This is a genomic window from Rhizobium aureum (assembly GCF_030182495.1).
GTDB classification, from domain to species: domain Bacteria; phylum Pseudomonadota; class Alphaproteobacteria; order Rhizobiales; family Rhizobiaceae; genus Rhizobium; species Rhizobium tropici_C.
Genome location: NZ_JAQJCI010000018.1, coordinates 54080 through 71078 on the forward strand (window position 1 = coordinate 54080; position 16999 = coordinate 71078).

General features: G+C 58.9%; 15 protein-coding genes and 1 tRNA gene. 4 read left to right on the plus strand and 12 right to left on the minus strand.

Annotation, left to right across the window (positions count from 1 at the left end; translation table 11 throughout):
• Window positions 1-298: 298 nt before the first annotated feature.
• Both PH552_RS27715 and PH552_RS27720 read left to right on the plus strand, forming a co-directional pair.
• Entirely contained in the window at window positions 299-1057 is a 759-nt protein-coding gene (locus PH552_RS27715; RefSeq protein ID WP_113249314.1) for an SDR family oxidoreductase, read from the plus strand.
• Between the two features lie 66 nt (window positions 1058-1123).
• Entirely contained in the window at window positions 1124-2365 is a 1242-nt protein-coding gene (locus PH552_RS27720; protein WP_113249315.1) for an MFS transporter, read from the plus strand.
• Window positions 2366-2434: 69 nt separating this feature from the next.
• Here the strand turns inward: PH552_RS27720 and PH552_RS27725 are convergent, their stop codons facing one another.
• Together PH552_RS27725 and PH552_RS27730 are read right to left on the minus strand one after the other, a co-directional pair.
• Window positions 2435-3067, minus strand: a complete 633-nt coding sequence (locus tag PH552_RS27725) for a glutathione S-transferase N-terminal domain-containing protein (protein WP_113249316.1) — start codon at window positions 3065-3067, stop codon at window positions 2435-2437.
• 127 nt (window positions 3068-3194) lie between these two features.
• The gene (locus PH552_RS27730; RefSeq protein ID WP_113249317.1) at window positions 3195-5345 is read right to left on the minus strand and encodes a molybdopterin cofactor-binding domain-containing protein; all 2151 of its coding nucleotides are present in this window, start codon (window positions 5343-5345) and stop codon (window positions 3195-3197) included.
• Window positions 5346-5877: 532 nt separating this feature from the next.
• On the opposite strand from PH552_RS27730, the gene PH552_RS27735 reads away from it, so the two are divergent.
• Window positions 5878-6558, plus strand: coding sequence for a hypothetical protein (locus PH552_RS27735; RefSeq protein ID WP_162736942.1), 681 nt, complete (start codon window positions 5878-5880; stop codon window positions 6556-6558).
• Between the two features lie 9 nt (window positions 6559-6567).
• Here the strand turns inward: PH552_RS27735 and PH552_RS27740 are convergent, their stop codons facing one another.
• The 10 genes from PH552_RS27740 to PH552_RS27785 all read right to left on the minus strand — a co-directional run bounded on the left by PH552_RS27740 (window position 6568) and on the right by PH552_RS27785 (window position 15757).
• On the minus strand, window positions 6568-7284 hold the full coding sequence (locus PH552_RS27740; protein ID WP_113249319.1) for an SOS response-associated peptidase: 717 nt from the start codon (window positions 7282-7284) through the stop codon (window positions 6568-6570).
• A 49-nt stretch (window positions 7285-7333) separates the two neighbouring features.
• Window positions 7334-7615 (minus strand): hypothetical protein, encoded by a 282-nt coding sequence (locus PH552_RS27745; RefSeq protein ID WP_113249320.1) that lies wholly within the window; start codon window positions 7613-7615, stop codon window positions 7334-7336.
• 270 nt (window positions 7616-7885) lie between these two features.
• Window positions 7886-7961: transfer RNA gene (locus PH552_RS27750), tRNA-Lys, on the minus strand.
• Between the two features lie 124 nt (window positions 7962-8085).
• Complete coding sequence (locus tag PH552_RS27755) at window positions 8086-9003, minus strand: PhzF family phenazine biosynthesis protein (RefSeq protein WP_169645003.1); 918 nt, start codon at window positions 9001-9003, stop codon at window positions 8086-8088.
• Between the two features lie 68 nt (window positions 9004-9071).
• Complete coding sequence (locus PH552_RS27760) at window positions 9072-9809, minus strand: NUDIX hydrolase (RefSeq protein ID WP_112343940.1); 738 nt, start codon at window positions 9807-9809, stop codon at window positions 9072-9074.
• Entirely contained in the window at window positions 9806-10921 is a 1116-nt protein-coding gene (locus PH552_RS27765; RefSeq protein WP_112343939.1) for an endonuclease/exonuclease/phosphatase family protein, read from the minus strand. Before PH552_RS27765 ends, PH552_RS27760 begins: the two co-directional genes overlap by 4 nt.
• Before the next feature lie 51 nt (window positions 10922-10972).
• Window positions 10973-11968: an isopenicillin N synthase family dioxygenase gene (locus tag PH552_RS27770; protein ID WP_112343938.1), complete on the minus strand. Its 996-nt coding sequence runs from the start codon at window positions 11966-11968 to the stop codon at window positions 10973-10975.
• A gap of 77 nt (window positions 11969-12045) precedes the next feature.
• Window positions 12046-13077 carry an ABC transporter ATP-binding protein gene (locus tag PH552_RS27775; protein WP_113249321.1) on the minus strand — a complete coding sequence of 344 codons (1032 nt, stop codon included), beginning with the start codon at window positions 13075-13077 and terminating at the stop codon, window positions 12046-12048.
• Window positions 13065-14759, minus strand: coding sequence for an ABC transporter permease (locus tag PH552_RS27780; protein ID WP_113249322.1), 1695 nt, complete (start codon window positions 14757-14759; stop codon window positions 13065-13067). Before PH552_RS27780 ends, PH552_RS27775 begins: the two co-directional genes overlap by 13 nt.
• Window positions 14760-14776: 17 nt before the next feature.
• A complete protein-coding gene (locus PH552_RS27785; protein WP_112343935.1) occupies window positions 14777-15757 on the minus strand; it encodes an ABC transporter substrate-binding protein in 981 nt (326 codons plus the stop codon).
• A gap of 172 nt (window positions 15758-15929) precedes the next feature.
• Here PH552_RS27785 and PH552_RS27790 point away from each other — a divergent pair, with 172 nt between their 5' ends.
• On the plus strand, window positions 15930-16988 hold the full coding sequence (locus PH552_RS27790; protein WP_112343934.1) for an aldo/keto reductase: 1059 nt from the start codon (window positions 15930-15932) through the stop codon (window positions 16986-16988).
• Window positions 16989-16999 lie beyond the last annotated feature (11 nt).

Sequence of the window (16999 nt, forward strand, 5' to 3'; positions counted from 1 at the left end):
TCTGCACCGTTGGCGCGTTAGCGGTCACCTTGTCCCAATGGGGATCGCAAGCCCGTCGACTTTATCAGTTTCCATTTCGCACGCTGCCGCCCGAATCCATGATCTCAGGCGAGGAATGTAAGCCGTACAGTGTGGCCAAGGCACTTCGACGGTTAAACCAATCTTCGTAACAACTCAATGTCCGAAAACGCCGTTTCCCTGACATTTGAGACGCCTGCATTTTGGGACATGATCCTCCAATCGGAACCGAGCCGACATGCCTACAAATGTCCGGCGTCTTAACGAACAGGAGCGATCCATGAGAACGACAGGTAACACCATCTTCATAACGGGCGGCACTTCCGGCATCGGCCGCGGCCTCGCGGAAGCCTTCCATAAGCTCGGAAACAAAGTCATCATCGCAGGTCGTCGCAAATCTCTGCTTGACGAGGTGTCGGCGGCAAACCCAGGCATCGATACCGTAGAACTCGACATTAGCGACGTCGACGACATCGATCGCGTGGCCAAGAAGCTCATCGCCGAGTATCCGAAGCTGAACGTCCTTATCAATAACGCAGGCATCATGCCGTTCGACGACGCTTCGGGGCTCGTTAATGACGAGGTATCGCGCCGCATCATCGACACGAACCTGCTTGGTCCAATCCGTATGGCATCAGCTCTCGTGGAGCATCTGAAGGCGCAGCCCGAGGCCACAATCATCAACAACACGTCGGTGCTCGCATTCGTGCCGCTCGCTTCGAACGCAGTCTACTCCGCAACCAAGGCAGCCCTTCATTCCTACTCGCTCTCACAGCGTTTCATGCTTCGGGAAACAAACGTGAAGGTCCAGGAAATCGCTCCGCCGTGGGTCGATACGGACCTGGTTAAGAAGAGCGGCGATCCCCGTGCCATGCCGCTGGATATCTTCATCGAAAAGACGATGAAGGGTCTCGAGACGGACGCCCCCGAAGTCTACGTGGAGGAAATCGCAGCCCTTCGCGACAACCCGGGGACCAACGAACATGCTTTCGTCCACGGGTTCAACGAATCCTTGGCGGCAAACCCGATCCCAGTCTAAGCCCTCGAAGTCGCGGCACTGCCTTCCGGCCGTAATCCGGGAGGCAGATCTCGCGAGGAATTCGTCATGTCAAATCGACTGAAAGTCAAAGACAACAAGTTGTCAGGTGCCCCCATCCCACACAACGCAGAAACGTCGGCACCGTCGCTAGTCCCAGCTTACTTCCTCGCCCTTGGTACCTTTGCCATCGGCACCGAAGGTTTCATGATCGCCCCTCTACTACCGACCATCGCCGAGGATTTGGGGATGACCATTTCGGCCACCGCGATGTTGGTCGTCGTATTCACACTTGTCCTCGCCATCAGCTCGCCGATCACGACGGTTGCCACTGGACGTTTGAACCGCCGCGACACGTTGATTGTGGCGATGACGTTGTTCACAGTTGGCAACCTCGCCGCCGCATTCTCTTCCACCTTCAGCACGCTGTTGGTAGCACGTATCCTGATGGCTGTTGCATCGGGCCTCTACGTCCCCAGCGCCAATGCACTCGCGGGTGCCATCGCAGGTCCGCATAGACGCGGTCGCGCCCTGGCAATCGTGAGTGGCGGGATGACCATTGCAATCGCCCTTGGTCTCCCGCTCGGCGCTGTTGTTGGCCATGCGTTCGGCTGGCGTGCCACGTTCCTCGCGGTCGCGGTGATGGGTGTTGTGGCTATCGTCGGAATCCAGGCGGGCATAAGACGTCAGGTGGGAGAAGGCATGGCCGTTGCCAGCCTCTCGGAGAGGCTCAGTGTCGTTCGCCAGTCCGCAATCCTGAAACTACTTGCCGTGACGTTGTTCTGGTCGCTGGGTGCCTACACCGCCTACCCTTACATCGCGCCTTATTTGAGCTCGGTGCTCGACTTCGGAGTAACGGGCGTTGCAGCAACCGTCTCCATGTGGGGAATCGCGGCTGCTGTCGGGGTTACCACTGGCGGAACACTCAACGACCGGTTCGGCTCCCGTAAGGTCGCGATGGTTTCGCTTACGCTGTTGGCTCTGTCATTCATTGCGCTTGCAGGCGTGACTAATCTGAGACCGACAGCCGCATCGGCGCCAGCGCTCGTTGCGATCGCCGTCTGGGGTTTCAGCGTTTGGTCCTTTTTTCCGGCTCAGATGGCACGCCTCATCCATGCCTCGTCGCCATCTCAAGCGTCGGTATCTCTCTCGCTGAACACATCGACAATGTATCTCGGCTTTTCCATCGGAAGCGCCATCGGAGCAGCCATCATTGGTGGCGGTGAGATCTGGCTCATCGGAGTAGCAGCCGGAGCGGCCGAAATTATCGCACTGCTCGTTGACCAGCGCTTCTCGCGCCAAGGAGTTTGAGCAGGGACACCACTCCTAAGCGCTCGGCGGCGATGCCTAATATCGCCGCCGATTTTCCTTTTTTCCCAATTACGGCGTGGGATCGGGATCGTCGATAACCACGAGCCCGCGCCCCTCAGCCTTGAGCGCGTCTCGGACCGATTGACGCTGCGATACAAGATTGAGCAAATTCCTCAGGCGCGGATACTCATCGGTCGAAATCCCGAAATGCCGTGTCCAGCTACCGATTACGAAAAGATAGGCATCGGCGGCTGTAAAAGTTTCGCCGGTCAGGAACGGGCCTATCAGGCCTTCGTCGAGGAAACCGAGACGGTTACGAACACGCCCTAAAACGAGCGCCCGCGTTTCGTCATCGATCGGCCAAAACATCGGCACGAAGCTTTTATGCAGTTCCGCGGCGACATAGCTCTGCCATTCCATGACTCGATAGCGCTGCATGGTTCCCGCTTCCGGCATTAGATCATGTCGCCCGGCGCGATCACAGATGTACTGGGCGATGACGAGGTTCTCCGTAAGCTTCTCTCCGGTGTCCAGCTCGAGGAGCGGCACCATTCCGCGTCGGGCGACGGTCCAGTAATCGGAGCCGTCTGCGCGAACCTTGGCAGTGACGTTGACCACTTCAAGGTCGAAAGGCAGGCGCGTCTCGCGCAACAGGATATGGACCGAGAGCGAGCTTGCTCCAGGGTGCGTGTAGAGTTTCATTGATGATCTCGAATGATGTTAGAGGTGAAATGCCAGCTTCAGGATTGAGTCGGCCGATTGCTTTTCACGAAGTCTGAAAGACGGCGCGGGTAACGGCGAAGCCTACTCCGTCTCTCAATTTCTCTTCCTAGCTCAAGGCCGCGTCCGCAAGTGGCAGTGAGCGGATGCGTTTTCTGGAAGCGGCGAAGATTGCGTTAGCAAGCGCTCCCGCTGCGGCTGCCGTTCCCGCCTCACCGACACCGCCCGGGTTCTCCAGGCTCTTGATTTGATAGATTTCGATCTTCGGGATTTCGTTGATGCGAAGTGCTCGGTACATGTCGAAGTTGGTCTGGTCGACTGCCCCGTCGGTGAACGTTACCTGATTGTACATCGCGCTGCTCAGACCGAAGATGACGCCTCCCTGCATCTGAGCTTCGACTGTATCCGGGTTGATGACGATGCCACAATCAACGGCGATGACCGATCGAAGAAGCTTCACCTCATCTTTCGTGATCTCGATATCCAGGACATGTGCCAGATAGCTTCCGAAAGCCGCCTGAAGCGAGACACCGCGTCCTCGTCCGGGCGGGAGCTTCTCGCCCCAGCCCGCCTTTTCCGCAGCAAGATTCAGCACCGCCAGCGCACGCGAGTTTCTGGTCAGCATCCTGCGTCTGAATTCGACTGGATCCTGCTTTGTGGTCGCCGCCATTTCATCCACAAAGCTCTCTACGACGAAGACATTGTGTGTCGGACCAACCCCACGCCACCAACTCGTATTGACGCCATCAGGCTCGCTGCGGACGTAATCCGCGAAAACAGCGTCCTCGTCGTAGGGTGTCTCCGAGGCGCAGTCGATGGCGTCGGGATCGACGCCGTTTATGAAGCCTGCAGGTGCGTATCGTGCAAAGATCGATGACCCGGTCACACGGTGCGTCCGACCGACCAGGCGGCCATCCTTGTCCAGTCCCGCCGCGACCCGGTCGTAATAATAGGGACGATAGTAATCGTGCGTCATGTCCTGTTCGCGGGTCCACACGAGCTTCACCGGATACCGGATGTCTTTGAGAAGTCGGGCTGCGAGTTCGATGGAGTCCACCTCGAGACGGCGTCCGAACGCGCCACCGATCAGCTGGTTGTTCACGAAAACCTTTTCTTGCGGCAACCCGGTTGCGTCGGCTACGGCCTTCTGTGCTCGGACAGGAACCTGCGTGCCTACCCATATCTCCGCTCTGTCGTCCTGGATGTGGAGAGTGCAGTTGAGGGGCTCTAGCGGCGAATGAGAGAGGAATGGCGACTCGTACACCGCTGAAAGTTTCACGGCCGAATTTGATATCACCGACGTGGCATCCTTCTCATTGCGGATGATCACGCCCTGCTGCTGTGACGCCTGCTCCAGCTTCTTGACGATCGAATCGAGGCTCATCGATCCATTGGGTCCGGCCTCCCACTCGATCTCGAGCGCATCGATACCTGACTTGGTGGCCCACATATGGTCGCCGATCACAGCAACGGCATCGGGCAGCTTCACGATATCGTGGACGCCTTTCACTGCGCGGGCCGCGTCTTCATTCATCTTCGAAATATGCCCACCCACTACCGGACTGATGGCCAGGGTCGCAAACTTCATACCAGGAACGATGATGTCTATGCCGTAGATGGCGCTGCCGTTCACCTTATGCGGCGTGTCGAGGCGCTTGGCGCGGGTGCCAATGACTTTGAATGCCGATGGTTCCTTCAACACCACATTTTCCGGGACTGGCAGTAGAGCGGCCGTTGGCGCGGCCTCGATGTAACTCATGGAGCGCTGGGATGTATCGTGATGGATGACCCCGAATTGGACACGGCATTCGGATACCGGGACCGACCATTCGGAAGCCGCGGCCTGAACCAACATCGTCCGTGCGGCCGCCCCAGCTTGTCGCAAGCGTACCCAGTCGGCCCTCGTCGAGGTCGACCCCCCTGTCGACTGGTCGTAAAGAAGCGGATCAAGATATTTCGAGAGGTCCGGAGGCGCGGGTTGGAGCTTAACCTGATCAAGCCCGACCTCGAGTTCTTCGGCCATCAACATAGCGCTGGACGTGAATATCCCCTGACCGACCTCATGATGGGCCATGATCAGAGTGATACCGCTATCGTCGATTTTGATGAAGGCGTTCGGGAAGAACGATTTCTGGTTCTCCTGGCCAGCGGCGACGGCAGCCCTACCAAGCCTTGGCAATTGGACCGATAGCACCAATCCCCCCGTCGCCAAGACCGTGCCTTTCAAGAAATTTCGACGCGAATGCAGATTATTGATCATCGTTCTCTTCTCCGGTCCGGTACCAGGCATCTGACACAGAAGCTCGGAGCCCGGACGACAACATCTTCGAACTTCAATTCGAGAACTTGCGTCGGTGTCAGATTGGTTTCTTGGACGATCCGGCAGCGGCACGAACTCCAGGGTGTTGTCGGGTAGCCACGAGTGCGACGAATGCGGTGGGCGGCTGTTGGGCGTGGAGGCCAAGATGGGCGTACCTGGTATCGCTGCGAGCACGTCCAGCATTGCAGCAACTTGCTTCCGGCCTGCAATTCCTGCGGAGCGTCCCTACCCGAGTATCGCCGCCGTAGTGGCCGATGACATCGTCTACGAGGCTCTCAGGAATTTCGGTCACGGCAATAGGCTCTTCGGCCGCCGTTGCTGCGGGCTGCGCGGATATAACTCACCTCATAAGGGCTAGGATTTTGTAATTCCGTCAACGGAATATGTTCCTATTTTGTTCTCCTCACTTCACAGAGTCAAGGCCACATGCGAGATGTATTCCGGATCATTATCATTGATTTGGGGATGAAGCGTGAAGCCGGACGAAATCATCGCATCCTATCCTGCTGACTGGCGGTACAGCGAGATCCGACCTGATGGACAGGAATCGTCGGATTTCAGACCGTTTGATCCGCCTGATTTCTCCAGATTTCCGACGAGCAAGCTTTCGGATCGTACGTTCTTTCGGAGGCTCCTATTGTCCCTTCGTGATCTGAGTCATGCTGCGAGCGCCGCCACCTTCATCCACGAGGATATCGACTTCAGCAAGACGTATGGCCGAGCGGACTTACGACGCTTCATGTGCTACGAGACGACACTCGTCGTTTCCTATGCGCGTCCATTCTCAGAAGCTCGGCGTGGCCTGCCGCCGCTCAGCTACAAGCGCATGGGCATCAGCCTGCCAGGAAGTACCCAAAGGCTCCATGACGATCTCATGTCAAAGCGCAACAAGATCTTCGCGCATGCCGATCCTGATGGTGTCCCGCATAGCAGGCCGTCTGCCATGAAGGGGCGACGGTCAATCACGGGTGAAGAATTTTCCGTGTTGACGCCTCCACAGTTCCTTGAAGGAACCCTTCTGGACGCCCTCGAATTCGCCCAAGTCGACCTCCTGATAAGGTATCTGTCCGATGTCGTGTACAGACTGGCGAACGAGATGCATACCTATTTCCCGGGCGAGTACCAGGAGTTCGATTTGGAAGGAAGCGACTAACTATTTTGCTCAAAAAAGCTCTGGTTCCGGATTCGGATCGATCTCGTCTAGGATATCACTGGCCTCGTAGCGCGCATTGCTCATGCGCTTGTCGACGGGCCACATCTTCATCTCCTCGGAAGGATACGGCGCGAGCAGGTCGGCCGGGTCTGGTTCGTCGGAAAGCCATCGATCGTAGTCTTCCCGCCGGAGGATGACGGGCATGCGGTCATGGATCTTGCTCATCATGGAATTGGCATCGCAGGTCACGATAGCGAACGTCCGCATCTGTTCCTGCGTCTCCGGATCCCGCCAGAATTCCCAGATCCCTGCCAATGCGAAGGGTTTGTCATCGGCTAGACAGATAGCATGCGGCTGCTTGTTTTTGTTGTTCCCGAAGATGTCCTGCCACTCGAAATAGCCGTCCACGGGCACCAGACAGCGGCGCTGGCGATAGGCCGACCGGAACATAGGTTTGGTGGCGATGGTATCGGAACGGGCATTGATCTGCAGCTTGAGAGGCGGCTTCATCCAAGATGGAACGAAGCCCCACTTCGCGCTCTGGAAAACTGGGCCGACTTTCCCGCTCCTGTCCTCGTCCTTGATGATGATCGGGTAGTCGAGTGACGGAGCGCCATTCAGCTTCGGGAACTGATTGCTCAGGTTCAATGCGCCCGTCTGCTCTGCGAACGCGAAATTCTGCATCAGCGTCTGATAGTCGGATCGGATGAATACGCGTCCACACATGCACGCCTCCGTGGGTTTGGTCCCTATCTGTTCACGGTAGGCAGCAGAGTTAAGCGGCCCCTTCAGATACCATGGCGACGACGCGTTTGCCTTTGAGGATTAGGTCGGCGAGGTCCGCATCACCGCTGAGGACCGCAAGGAGTTGGTCTAGCTCCGGGCGATAGAGGTCATATGCGTAGACTTCAGACGTCGGAAGTTCGTATCCGTCTTCGAGCGCGATTTCGGCACGCACCTTATGCAGCTCCTTGGTGACGTCCTCGATGGAGTTGCCGAATCCGGTGACTGTGCTTGCGGTGGGATCGACCGCACACGCGTAGACTGTTATGCCCATGGGAACCTCCTGGTCGATGACGAACGCAAGGTATCCCGGACGTGAAGCGATCAGTCTACTGTAGAATCCTACAGGCCTTCGCGACCTTCTCCGGCGTGATGATGTTGGAACCGGCTTCGGTTATCCACAACTCCGTTGACGGCAGAACGAAAATAGAACTGAAAAACAGTTAGTTACCTCGCGTGATCTAATGGTGATCTAGCGGGGTGTTTGTGTTCCGGTTGCTGACAGAACAAATCAGCGCAACACTTTGATATCGTTGGATAAAAATGGTGGGTGATGTAGGGCTCGAACCTACGACCCGCTGATTAAGAGTCAGCTGCTCTACCAACTGAGCTAATCACCCGTACCGCTTGCTGGCGGCGTGACCGGGCATATAAATAGGATCGGTTTGATTGTCCAGCGGCCAGACGAATTTTCTTTGATTATTTGTCAAAAAAATTTCAGAAGCCGCGAAAAACCCCGTAAAATCAAAGCTCAAGGATTCCGGATGCAATGCGCACAGCCTGGCCGCCGATGCGGGCATTGGTGATCAGGCCGCCGTCGACATCGACATGGAGGTGAATCAGAGACGGCCGCCCCATCTCGATGCCCTGCTCGACGATGAAGGGATGATGCCCATCCGGCAGCGCATCGAACTGATTGATGGCGCCGGACATCGCCGCGACCGCCGAACCCGTTGCCGGGTCCTCCACGATCCCCATGCCGACCGGAAAGACGCGCGCGTGAAACTTCGCCGCATGGTTGACCCCGCCACGGCAATAGATGAAGGCCGAGGCCAGCGCGCCATCGACGAAGGGGACCGTCTTCTCCCAGAGCTGCGAATCGAATTCCATCCGCTCGGCCGCACCGACATCGTGCACCGGCACCAGAAGAAACGGCACTCCGGCGCTCCAGATGGAAGGAACATGGTTCTCGAAACCAATCTCGGTGATGTTCAGGCTGAGCGCGTTGGCGATGTCGGCCTTGTCGAGCGGCAACAGGATCTGCTGCGATTTCTTCGGCAGGTCGAACTCGGCAAAGCTCGCCTTGTTCTGCCGCAGCTTGATGGCGCAGCGCACCGGCCCAAGGCGTTCATCGAGAACGGAAACAAGATCGAGATCTCCGCCATGGCTGGCATGGGCTTTCTCCGCCAGAGCGATCGCCGTGCCGACGGTCGGGTGCCCGGCAAAAGGCAGCTCGCGGGCAGGCGTGAATATGCGCAAGCTTGCCGTATGGGCCGGATTTTGCGGCGGCAGCACGAATACCGTCTCGGAGAGGTTCAGCTCCCTGGCGATCGACTGCATCGCCTCGTCGCTCAGGCCCTCGGCTTCGAAGATGATTCCGAGCGGATTGCCCGCCAGCTTGCTGTCGGTGAACACATCATAGACACTATAGCTGCGCGTCAATCCGGCCTCCATCCGTATTTCCAGATTCGCTTATTCATACCGGCAAGCGACCCTAGCGCAAGCCCAAGCTATTTGTCGCTGCCGAAGAACCAGGCGAGAATAGGACGCATTGCAATATTATAGGGATGCGCCGTTGGGTCGGCCGATCGAATAGCAACCACGCCATCGACCTCGTCCTCTTCGGAAACGAGCATATGCGCCTCGATCCGCCGAAGTATCTCCTCGGCTGTCCACGGAAAACGGAAAACGCGGAGAAGCGTGATCGAACGCCTTATATGCATTGCGTAATATCCGGATACCGCAGCGGCATCACGTAGATCGAGGCCGGTCTCCTCCAACAGCTCACGCCGCATATTGCCTTCGACATCGGCGTGCCCGTCGACGATATCGTTCTCATCCATCGATCCGGAGGCGCAATAGACCTGACCGGGATTTGCGGTATGGGCGGCCATGCGTATCGCGATGATCGCTCCGTCCGACGATACGATAACGGGAAAGGCAAAAAGGTGAAAAGCTCCCGGCTGCCGCTGCTTTCGCCACAAGAGAAATGTCGAGAAGGACGTTACATAGGCCTCCCCCTTCACTGCACCGCCTTCAAGCGACAGCCTGTGCTGAAAGATCATGCGACCGTCATAAAGTGATGGGTTGGCGGCAATTTCCCTTGCCCAATTTTCCCGCGCCGCCTCCTGCTCGCGCAGGTGAAACGGATGTTCGCCGGGAAACACGGCAAGGTCGATGCTGGAGATGGGAAACACGGTGCTTTCCGGCGGCCAGCCGGCCATGTCGTTCTGTTCTGAGAAGGTCATATCAAATCCAATGTCATGACGATGGGGCAATGATCGGATGCTTTCGGCCTGTCCCAGCCGACGCGGGGATAGCGTTCCACCTCCTGCCCCGGTGGAAATATGGTGCGGAAAGGCTGGCCTGAACGAACGACATCCGGGACCCGAGTTGCATTGGCGCGCGCCAGAGCGGGCGACAGCCAGATGTAGTCGAGCTGGCACAGCCGCTGCTCCTGCGGCCCGCGCGCGTGATAGAGCGTCCAGCGATCGAGTTCGTCGCGCCGCTGCATGATATTTTCGGCAAAGCCGTCATGGCTGAAGACATCGAGCGCGCTGCCCTTCTCTTCGTTCCGCGCCTCGAAACGATAGCCCGTGCGGCGCGTGCCGATGACATCGATCCATTCCTGATAGTCGTTCATGTCGCCGCAGATGGCGAAATTCTTCGTTGCCGTATGACCGGCGCCGAACCGGTTCTCGATGATGCGGCGAACCGCCAAGGTCTCGGCGCGGCGGATCGGCATGGTCGCATGACGCCCATCCACGCCTTCACGCGCCGGCCCCATCGATTTGAGATGCACGACATAGAGCGAAAACGGCACCCCGCCGATATGGAGATGCAGCTCCAGGCAGTCACGCTTGAAGATCTTGTCTTCCGGATGAATCTCGAGTTCCGCCAGTTCGTCGTTGAAAAGACCGAAATCGCCATATGTCACCATGGCGTGACTCTTGATGTCGTTGAGCACGATCGGCTGGCCGTCGCGCGTTTCCTCACGCATCATGACGGCGACATCGATGCCGCGGCTGTCATTGCCTTCGATCAGGAATTTCTGGCGATAGCCGTTGCCGACCATGCGGTAGAGGTACCCGTATTCGAAGGCCTGCAGCGCGGCCATGTTGTCGACCTCCTGCAGGCAGATGATGTCGGCATCGGCGTCTGCGATCGCCAGCGCCGTCATCTGCCTGGTGTCGTCGGTCGCAGCGATCACACGCGCCGCTTCCAGCTGCTGATAGATCTCTTCATTGCGGACATCGAAGAGCTGCAGCACGCGATCCTGGCGCAACTGGTTGCGAAAACCGGTGTAATCAAAACGGGTCAGAAGGTTTTCGACATTGAATGTCGCAAGGCGCAGGGACATGAAGCATTCCAATTTATGAAGAAGCAGGCGAGCCGGTTCACTAAACCGATATCACCCGGCCTTCGCGGTCACGGTCGATTTGAATTTGCCCATCAGATACGGGCCGGAGAGAACAGACGCATATTTCGGCTCCTCGCCTTCCTTCAGGCACGACGGCAGGCAGGCGATCTCGGCAAACCAGTTCGGCTGATGGAAGAAGGCCAGGGATTGCCGCCGCTGCATGCCGCCCTCCTCCGGCGGCGGATTGACGACGCGATGCACGGTCGAGACCCAGCGATCGTTGGTCCAGAGCGCCATCAGGTCGCCGATGTTGATAACGAAAGCCCCCTCCACCGGGGGCACCGGCGTCCAGTTGCCATCAGGAGCGATGATCTCGAGCCCTTTCGAGCCGGATTGCGGCAGAAGGATCGTCAGGCTGCCGTAATCGGTATGCGCACCGGCGCGAAGCTGGCCCGGCTGCGGCGGTACATGCTGCTCGGGATAATTCAGCGCCCTCAGCGCACTGATCGGTGCATCGACGTGAGGATCGAAGAAGTGTTCGTCGAGGCCGAGCGCCGTTGCGAACACGCGCATGATGCGCGCCGCCAAATCTTCCATAGCTCCGTAGTAAGCCTTCCATGCCTCCACAAATCCATCAGGTTCTTCCGGCCAAATGGTGGCGGCATAGCAGAAGCCGAGCGCCTCCGGATCGCTCATATCAGCGGGAACGGAAAGCGGGCCGCCATTGAAGCTTTCCTTCAAATCCGGCGGCGTGTCGACATTGCGCGATTTTGCCAGCGCTTCGGTGCCCGGCCCGAGATAGCCGTAGGGATAACCGGGATAGAGCGTTTTCGCCCGCTGCTTCACCTCGGGTGGCAGATCGAAGAATGCTTGCGTTTTCTTCCAGACCTCGGCGATGACGGCGTCTGCAACGCCATGGTTGGAAATTGCCAGAAAGCCGGTCGAGCGGCATATCCGATCCACCTCCGCACCGAGCCGCTTTTTCTCCTCATGACCAGCCGCCTCGAAGGCGCCGAGATCGAAAATAGGAAAGCTATGATCGGACATGCGCGACTCCCATCCGTAACCTCGAGCAAATCAAGCATAGGAGAAGGCGGGGAACAACCATCTTGTCCCCTGCCCGATCAAAGCCGCCAGGCCGAGCGGACCGCGACCCGATAATCATCGCCCACGGCAACAGCCTCGCGGCTATAGGCGCGCAACACCTGTCCATCCGACATAGACAGCCTCAGCGCATAGCGCTCGCCCTCATAGAGAACGGAATCGACACGGCATGAAATGCCCTCGCCGTCGACAACCACGTCCTCCGGCCGCACGAGAACATCCGCGCCCGCCGAGCCGCCTGCCCGATTCTCCCATAAGCCCCGGAAGAACGGCCAATCGATACGGCGCGGACCGCCGTCGGGAAAAGCCATCGACAGGATGGCGCCCTGCCCGACCAGACTGCCGACCATTTTCCCTTCAGGGCGTGCATAGATCTCCGCCGGCTGCGCCACCTGCAGGAGCCGCCCTTTGGACATGACGGCAACATCGGTCGCAAGCGCCATCGCTTCGCTCTGGTCGTGCGTGACATAGACCATGGTGGCACCGGAGCGCTGATGAAACTCGCGAAAAGTCTCCTCCATCTCCTTCTTCAGGTGACGGTCGAGATTGGCGAGCGGTTCGTCGAGCAGCACGACATCGGGCGATGTCACCAAGCAGCGAGCAAGCGCCACGCGCTGGCGCTGGCCGCCGGAGAGTTCGGCTGGCCGGCGCTCGGCATAATCGTCAAGCCGCACCGTCGCCAAGGCCTCGCGCACCTTCTCGCGATAACGCTCGCCGGAGATGCCGCGCACCTTGAGTGGATAACCGACATTGTCTGATACGTTCATATGCGGCCAGAGCGCATAGGATTGAAACACCATCGCCATGTTGCGCCGCTCGGGCGGCAACATGTTTACGGCATCCGCCAGTAGCCGTTCGCCGAGATGGATGGAGCCATCCGTCGGCTGCTCGAAGCCGGCGATCATTCGAAGCACGGTCGTCTTGCCGCAACCGGAGGGGCCGAGCAGCGCCAGGAAACCGCCCTCGCGAACATCGAGCGACAAGGCATTGACGGCAGCCCGGCCACCGGTACCAAAATCCTTGCTGATATGGTTGAGGATCAGCTTCGCCAAGGCACCACTCCCTTCGGCAGGCGCTTGGCCATGATTTCCAGAAGCACCATCATGATGACGACCATGGCGATGACGATGACCGACATGGCCGAGGCAAGATCGGCGCTGCCGCCGTCGTCGAGATTGTAAATGACGACGCCGAGCGTCTGCGTGCCGGCCGACCAGAGCAGAGCCGAAACGGTCAGCTCGTTGCAGGCAATGAGGAAGACGAGGATCACCGAGGCACCCGCCGCCGGCGCGATCAGCGGCACGATGATATCGATCAACCGGCGGAAGAAGCCGGCTCCGGAAAGCCGCGCCGCCTCTTCCAGCGCCGGATCGAGCTGCAGGAAAGCGCTCATGACCGGCTTCAGGCTGACGGCGAAATAGGCGGAGAAATAGGCAAGCAGGATGATCCAGATCGTTCCGTAAAGCGTGACGTTGAGGATCGGCAAGGGTGCGGCAAACACCAGAATGAAGCAGACGGCAATGATGATGCCCGGAAGCGCATAGGGGATCTCGATCATGCCGCCAACGATGCGGCTGAGCGCGTCCTTGCGCCGCGTCAGCGCATAGGCCGTGAGCACTGTCACGAAGAGGAGACCCAATGCTGTCATTCCCGCCAGAAACAACGAATTGGAAAAGGCGGTCCGCGTTATGCTCTGCCGAAACAGGATTTCCGTGAAGGCATTGAGCGATGCCGTCTTGAAGGTGAGCGGCACGCCATAGGCCGGCACCAGCGCGCCTGCGACCAGCGCCAGGAAGGGTGCGACGAGCATGACGAACAAAATGGCGCAGAGCACGGGCAAGGCCAGATAGCGCCAGCGGCCAAGCGAAAAGGCAGCCGTCGCACCGGAAATACCGATGACACGGTAATCACGCCCCTTCAGAGCCCTGCCCTGCACGGCAAGACCGGCAACGGCGATGACGGCGATCATCGTCGAGAGTACGGCGATATCGCCGAATGTCCTCGGCCCGAAATTGGAGAACTTGGTGAAGATCAGGGTCGATAACGTGTAGATCGAGGCAGGAATGCCGAGGATCGCAGGAATACCGAAATTGCCGATCGAGGAGACGAAAGCAATCGCGGCTCCGGCAATGACACCGGGCAGAGACAAGGGCAGAATAGTATCGCGGAAGACGCGCAGGCCTGAGGCTCCGGAAAGCCTTGCCGCTTCCACACCATCGCGTGGCAGCGCCATCAGGCCGGCGCGCAAAGCGAGATAGACCAGCGGCGCATGCTGAACGCCATAGAGCAGCGCGATGCCGCTGACGGAATAGAGCGGCTGCGGCGAGCCGAGCGGCGGCGCGATATGCAGCGCTTTCAGCAAAGGGCTCGACGGCCCGGACATCTGCACCCAGGCAAGCGCCGTGACCTGCGGCGGGATCATCATCGGTAGCACGAAGAGGAAACCGATGAGCCCCCTGCCCGAAAGATCTGTCAATGTCAGCAGGAATGCGAAGAGGCTGCCAAGGACGACGGAAATGATGGTGCCGAGCACGGCCGTTTCGATCGTGTACCAGACCGAGCGCCAGAGCGCGGGATCGGTGACGAGCTCATAGGTCCCGCCCTTGAGAAGTGCCTCGATGCCGGTAAGCGCCAGCCGCGCCAGCGGCAGGACGCTGAGCAACAGCACGACGGCAACAACAAAAGGAAACAGCCAGGCCGGCTGGCTGTTTCCCCTACGCATATATGAGTACATTCCAGATCCGGGTCGGATTACTTCGACTTGAAGTAGGTGGAGAAGGTCTTCAGGTCCTGATCCGTGTTCTTGAGAGCATCGGCGGCATTCAACGGCAAAACCTTGATGCTGTCACGTGCCGGGAAGCCTTGCGGCAGCGGCGTACCATTGCGGGCCGGGATGTAGCCGAGCTTCAGGAAGCCTTCCTGGCCCTTTTCCGAGAGGACGTAATCGACGAACTTCTTGGCGGCATCGGCATGCTGCGTGCTCGCCAGAATGCCCACCGGTTCGGTGACGGCTGAAACACCTTCCTTCGGGAAGACGAATTCCAGCGGAGCGCCCTTGGCCTTCTCGCGGATCGGCATGTAATCGACGATCATGCCATAGGCCTTCTCGCCGGAAGCAACCGACTTGAGCACCGCGCCATTGCCGCCCGAGGCGATCGCGCCATTGTCGGCGAGGTTCTTGTAGTAATCCCAGCCGAGGCTACCGACGCCGGCGAGCGTCTGCGCGTGAATGAGAGCGGCGCCCGAGGCAAGCGGGCTCGGCATGGCGACGAGGCCCTTGGCTTCCGGCTTCACCAGATCCTGCCAGCTTGCCGGCTTCATCGCGGCCGCGGTGTTGTAGACGATGCCGGTCGTGATCAGCTTGGTGGAATAGTAATAGCCGTCGGTGTCATAGAGCGAGGCATCGTAGTTCTTGGCTTCTGGCGACTTGTAGGCAAGCAGCTTGCCGGCTTCCTTCAGGCGCTCCAGCGTCACCGTATCGGCGATCAACAGGACATCGGCGACCGGAGCGCCAGCCTGCATTTCGGCCTGCAGCTTGGCGATGATCTGCGGCGTGCCGTCACGAACCCAATCGACCTTGATGCCGGGATTGGCGGCCATGAAGCCATCGACAGTCGCCTGTGCATCGGCATTCGGCTGACTGGTATAGAGGACGAGATCGGCGGCATTGGCGCTGCCGGAGAAAAGGGCAATGGCCAACAGGCCGGCAAAGGCGGAAACAAAGGTCTTCATGAAAACGTCCTCGACTAGGTTGTAGGAGGTTGTCTAGACGCAGGGCTTAACATGATTGTGACAGTTGAATTTGAATAGATTGCCGTTCGTATGATGATTGAATCTTGACGATCGGCATCCGGCGCTATTTCTTGACGTACGTATTTCAGACGGGATCGAGGAGGACAGATCTATGGAATATCGCCTGCTTGGCCGCTCCGGCCTCAAAGTTTCCACCATCACAATGGGCACCATGACTTTCGGCGGCGTCGGCTGGGCAAAAACCGTCGGCGATCTCGGCATCAAGGATGCCAAGAAGCTTGTCGACATGTGTATCGACGCCGGCGTCAACCTGCTCGATACGGCCGACGTCTACTCGCAAGGCGCATCGGAGGAGATTCTCGGTGAGATCATCGGCGGCCCGCGCAAGAACGGCGTGCTCATCGCCACCAAGGCACGCTTCCCGATGGGGCCGGGCGTCAACGATGCCGGCTCGTCCCGCCAGCACCTCATTCAGGCCTGCGAGGCGAGCCTGAAGCGCATGAAGACCGATGTGATCGATCTCTACCAGCTGCATGAGTGGGACGGACAGACACCGCTGGAAGAGACGATGGAAGCGCTCGACACCTTGGTTCGCCAGGGCAAGGTCCGCTATATCGGCTGCTCGAACTTTTCCGGCTGGCACATCATGAAGGCGCTCGGCGTCAGCGAGCGCGACAAGCGCGAACGCTTCGTCAGCCAGCAGATCCATTACACGCTCGAAGCACGCGACGCGGAAAACGAGCTGGTGCCTGTTAGTATCGACCAGGGCCTCGGCATTCTCGTCTGGAGCCCGATCGCCGGCGGCCTGCTCTCGGGCAAGCATCGCCGCAATCAGGCGACACCGGAGGGTACGCGCCAGTTCGCCGGCTGGACGGAACCGCCGATCCGCAATGAGAACCGTCTGTGGAATATCGTCGACAGGTTGGTGGAGATCGCAGATGGTCGCGGCGTTTCCGCCGCTCAGGTGGCGCTTGCCTGGCTCATCGGCCGAAAGGGCGTGACCTCGGTCATCATCGGCGGCCGCACCGAGGCGCAGTTCAAGGACAATCTTGCCAGCGCCGAATTGAAGCTGACCGACGAAGAACGCAAGCGGCTGGACGACGTCAGCCTACCGCCGCTGATGTATCCCTATTGGCACCAGCGCAATACCGCCAGCGACAGGCTGAGCGAGGCCGATCTGGCGCTGATCGGCCCGCATCTGGCGAAGTAAAAAACGGTGGT

Bases quoted from the DNA above. Each gene is read 5' to 3' on its own strand.
- PH552_RS27715 (WP_113249314.1), top strand. From the start codon at position 299: ATGAGAACGACAGGTAACACCATCTTCATAACGGGCGGCACTTCCGGC.
- PH552_RS27720 (WP_113249315.1), top strand. From the start codon at position 1,124: ATGTCAAATCGACTGAAAGTCAAAGACAACAAGTTGTCAGGTGCCCCC.
- PH552_RS27725 (WP_113249316.1), bottom strand. From the start codon at position 3,067: ATGAAACTCTACACGCACCCTGGAGCAAGCTCGCTCTCGGTCCATATC.
- PH552_RS27730 (WP_113249317.1), bottom strand. From the start codon at position 5,345: ATGATCAATAATCTGCATTCGCGTCGAAATTTCTTGAAAGGCACGGTC.
- PH552_RS27740 (WP_113249319.1), bottom strand. From the start codon at position 7,284: ATGTGTGGACGCGTATTCATCCGATCCGACTATCAGACGCTGATGCAG.
- PH552_RS27745 (WP_113249320.1), bottom strand. From the start codon at position 7,615: ATGGGCATAACAGTCTACGCGTGTGCGGTCGATCCCACCGCAAGCACA.
- PH552_RS27760 (WP_112343940.1), bottom strand. From the start codon at position 9,809: ATGACCTTCTCAGAACAGAACGACATGGCCGGCTGGCCGCCGGAAAGC.
- PH552_RS27765 (WP_112343939.1), bottom strand. From the start codon at position 10,921: ATGTCCCTGCGCCTTGCGACATTCAATGTCGAAAACCTTCTGACCCGT.
- PH552_RS27770 (WP_112343938.1), bottom strand. From the start codon at position 11,968: ATGTCCGATCATAGCTTTCCTATTTTCGATCTCGGCGCCTTCGAGGCG.
- PH552_RS27780 (WP_113249322.1), bottom strand. From the start codon at position 14,759: ATGTACTCATATATGCGTAGGGGAAACAGCCAGCCGGCCTGGCTGTTT.
- PH552_RS27785 (WP_112343935.1), bottom strand. From the start codon at position 15,757: ATGAAGACCTTTGTTTCCGCCTTTGCCGGCCTGTTGGCCATTGCCCTT.
- PH552_RS27790 (WP_112343934.1), top strand. From the start codon at position 15,930: ATGGAATATCGCCTGCTTGGCCGCTCCGGCCTCAAAGTTTCCACCATC.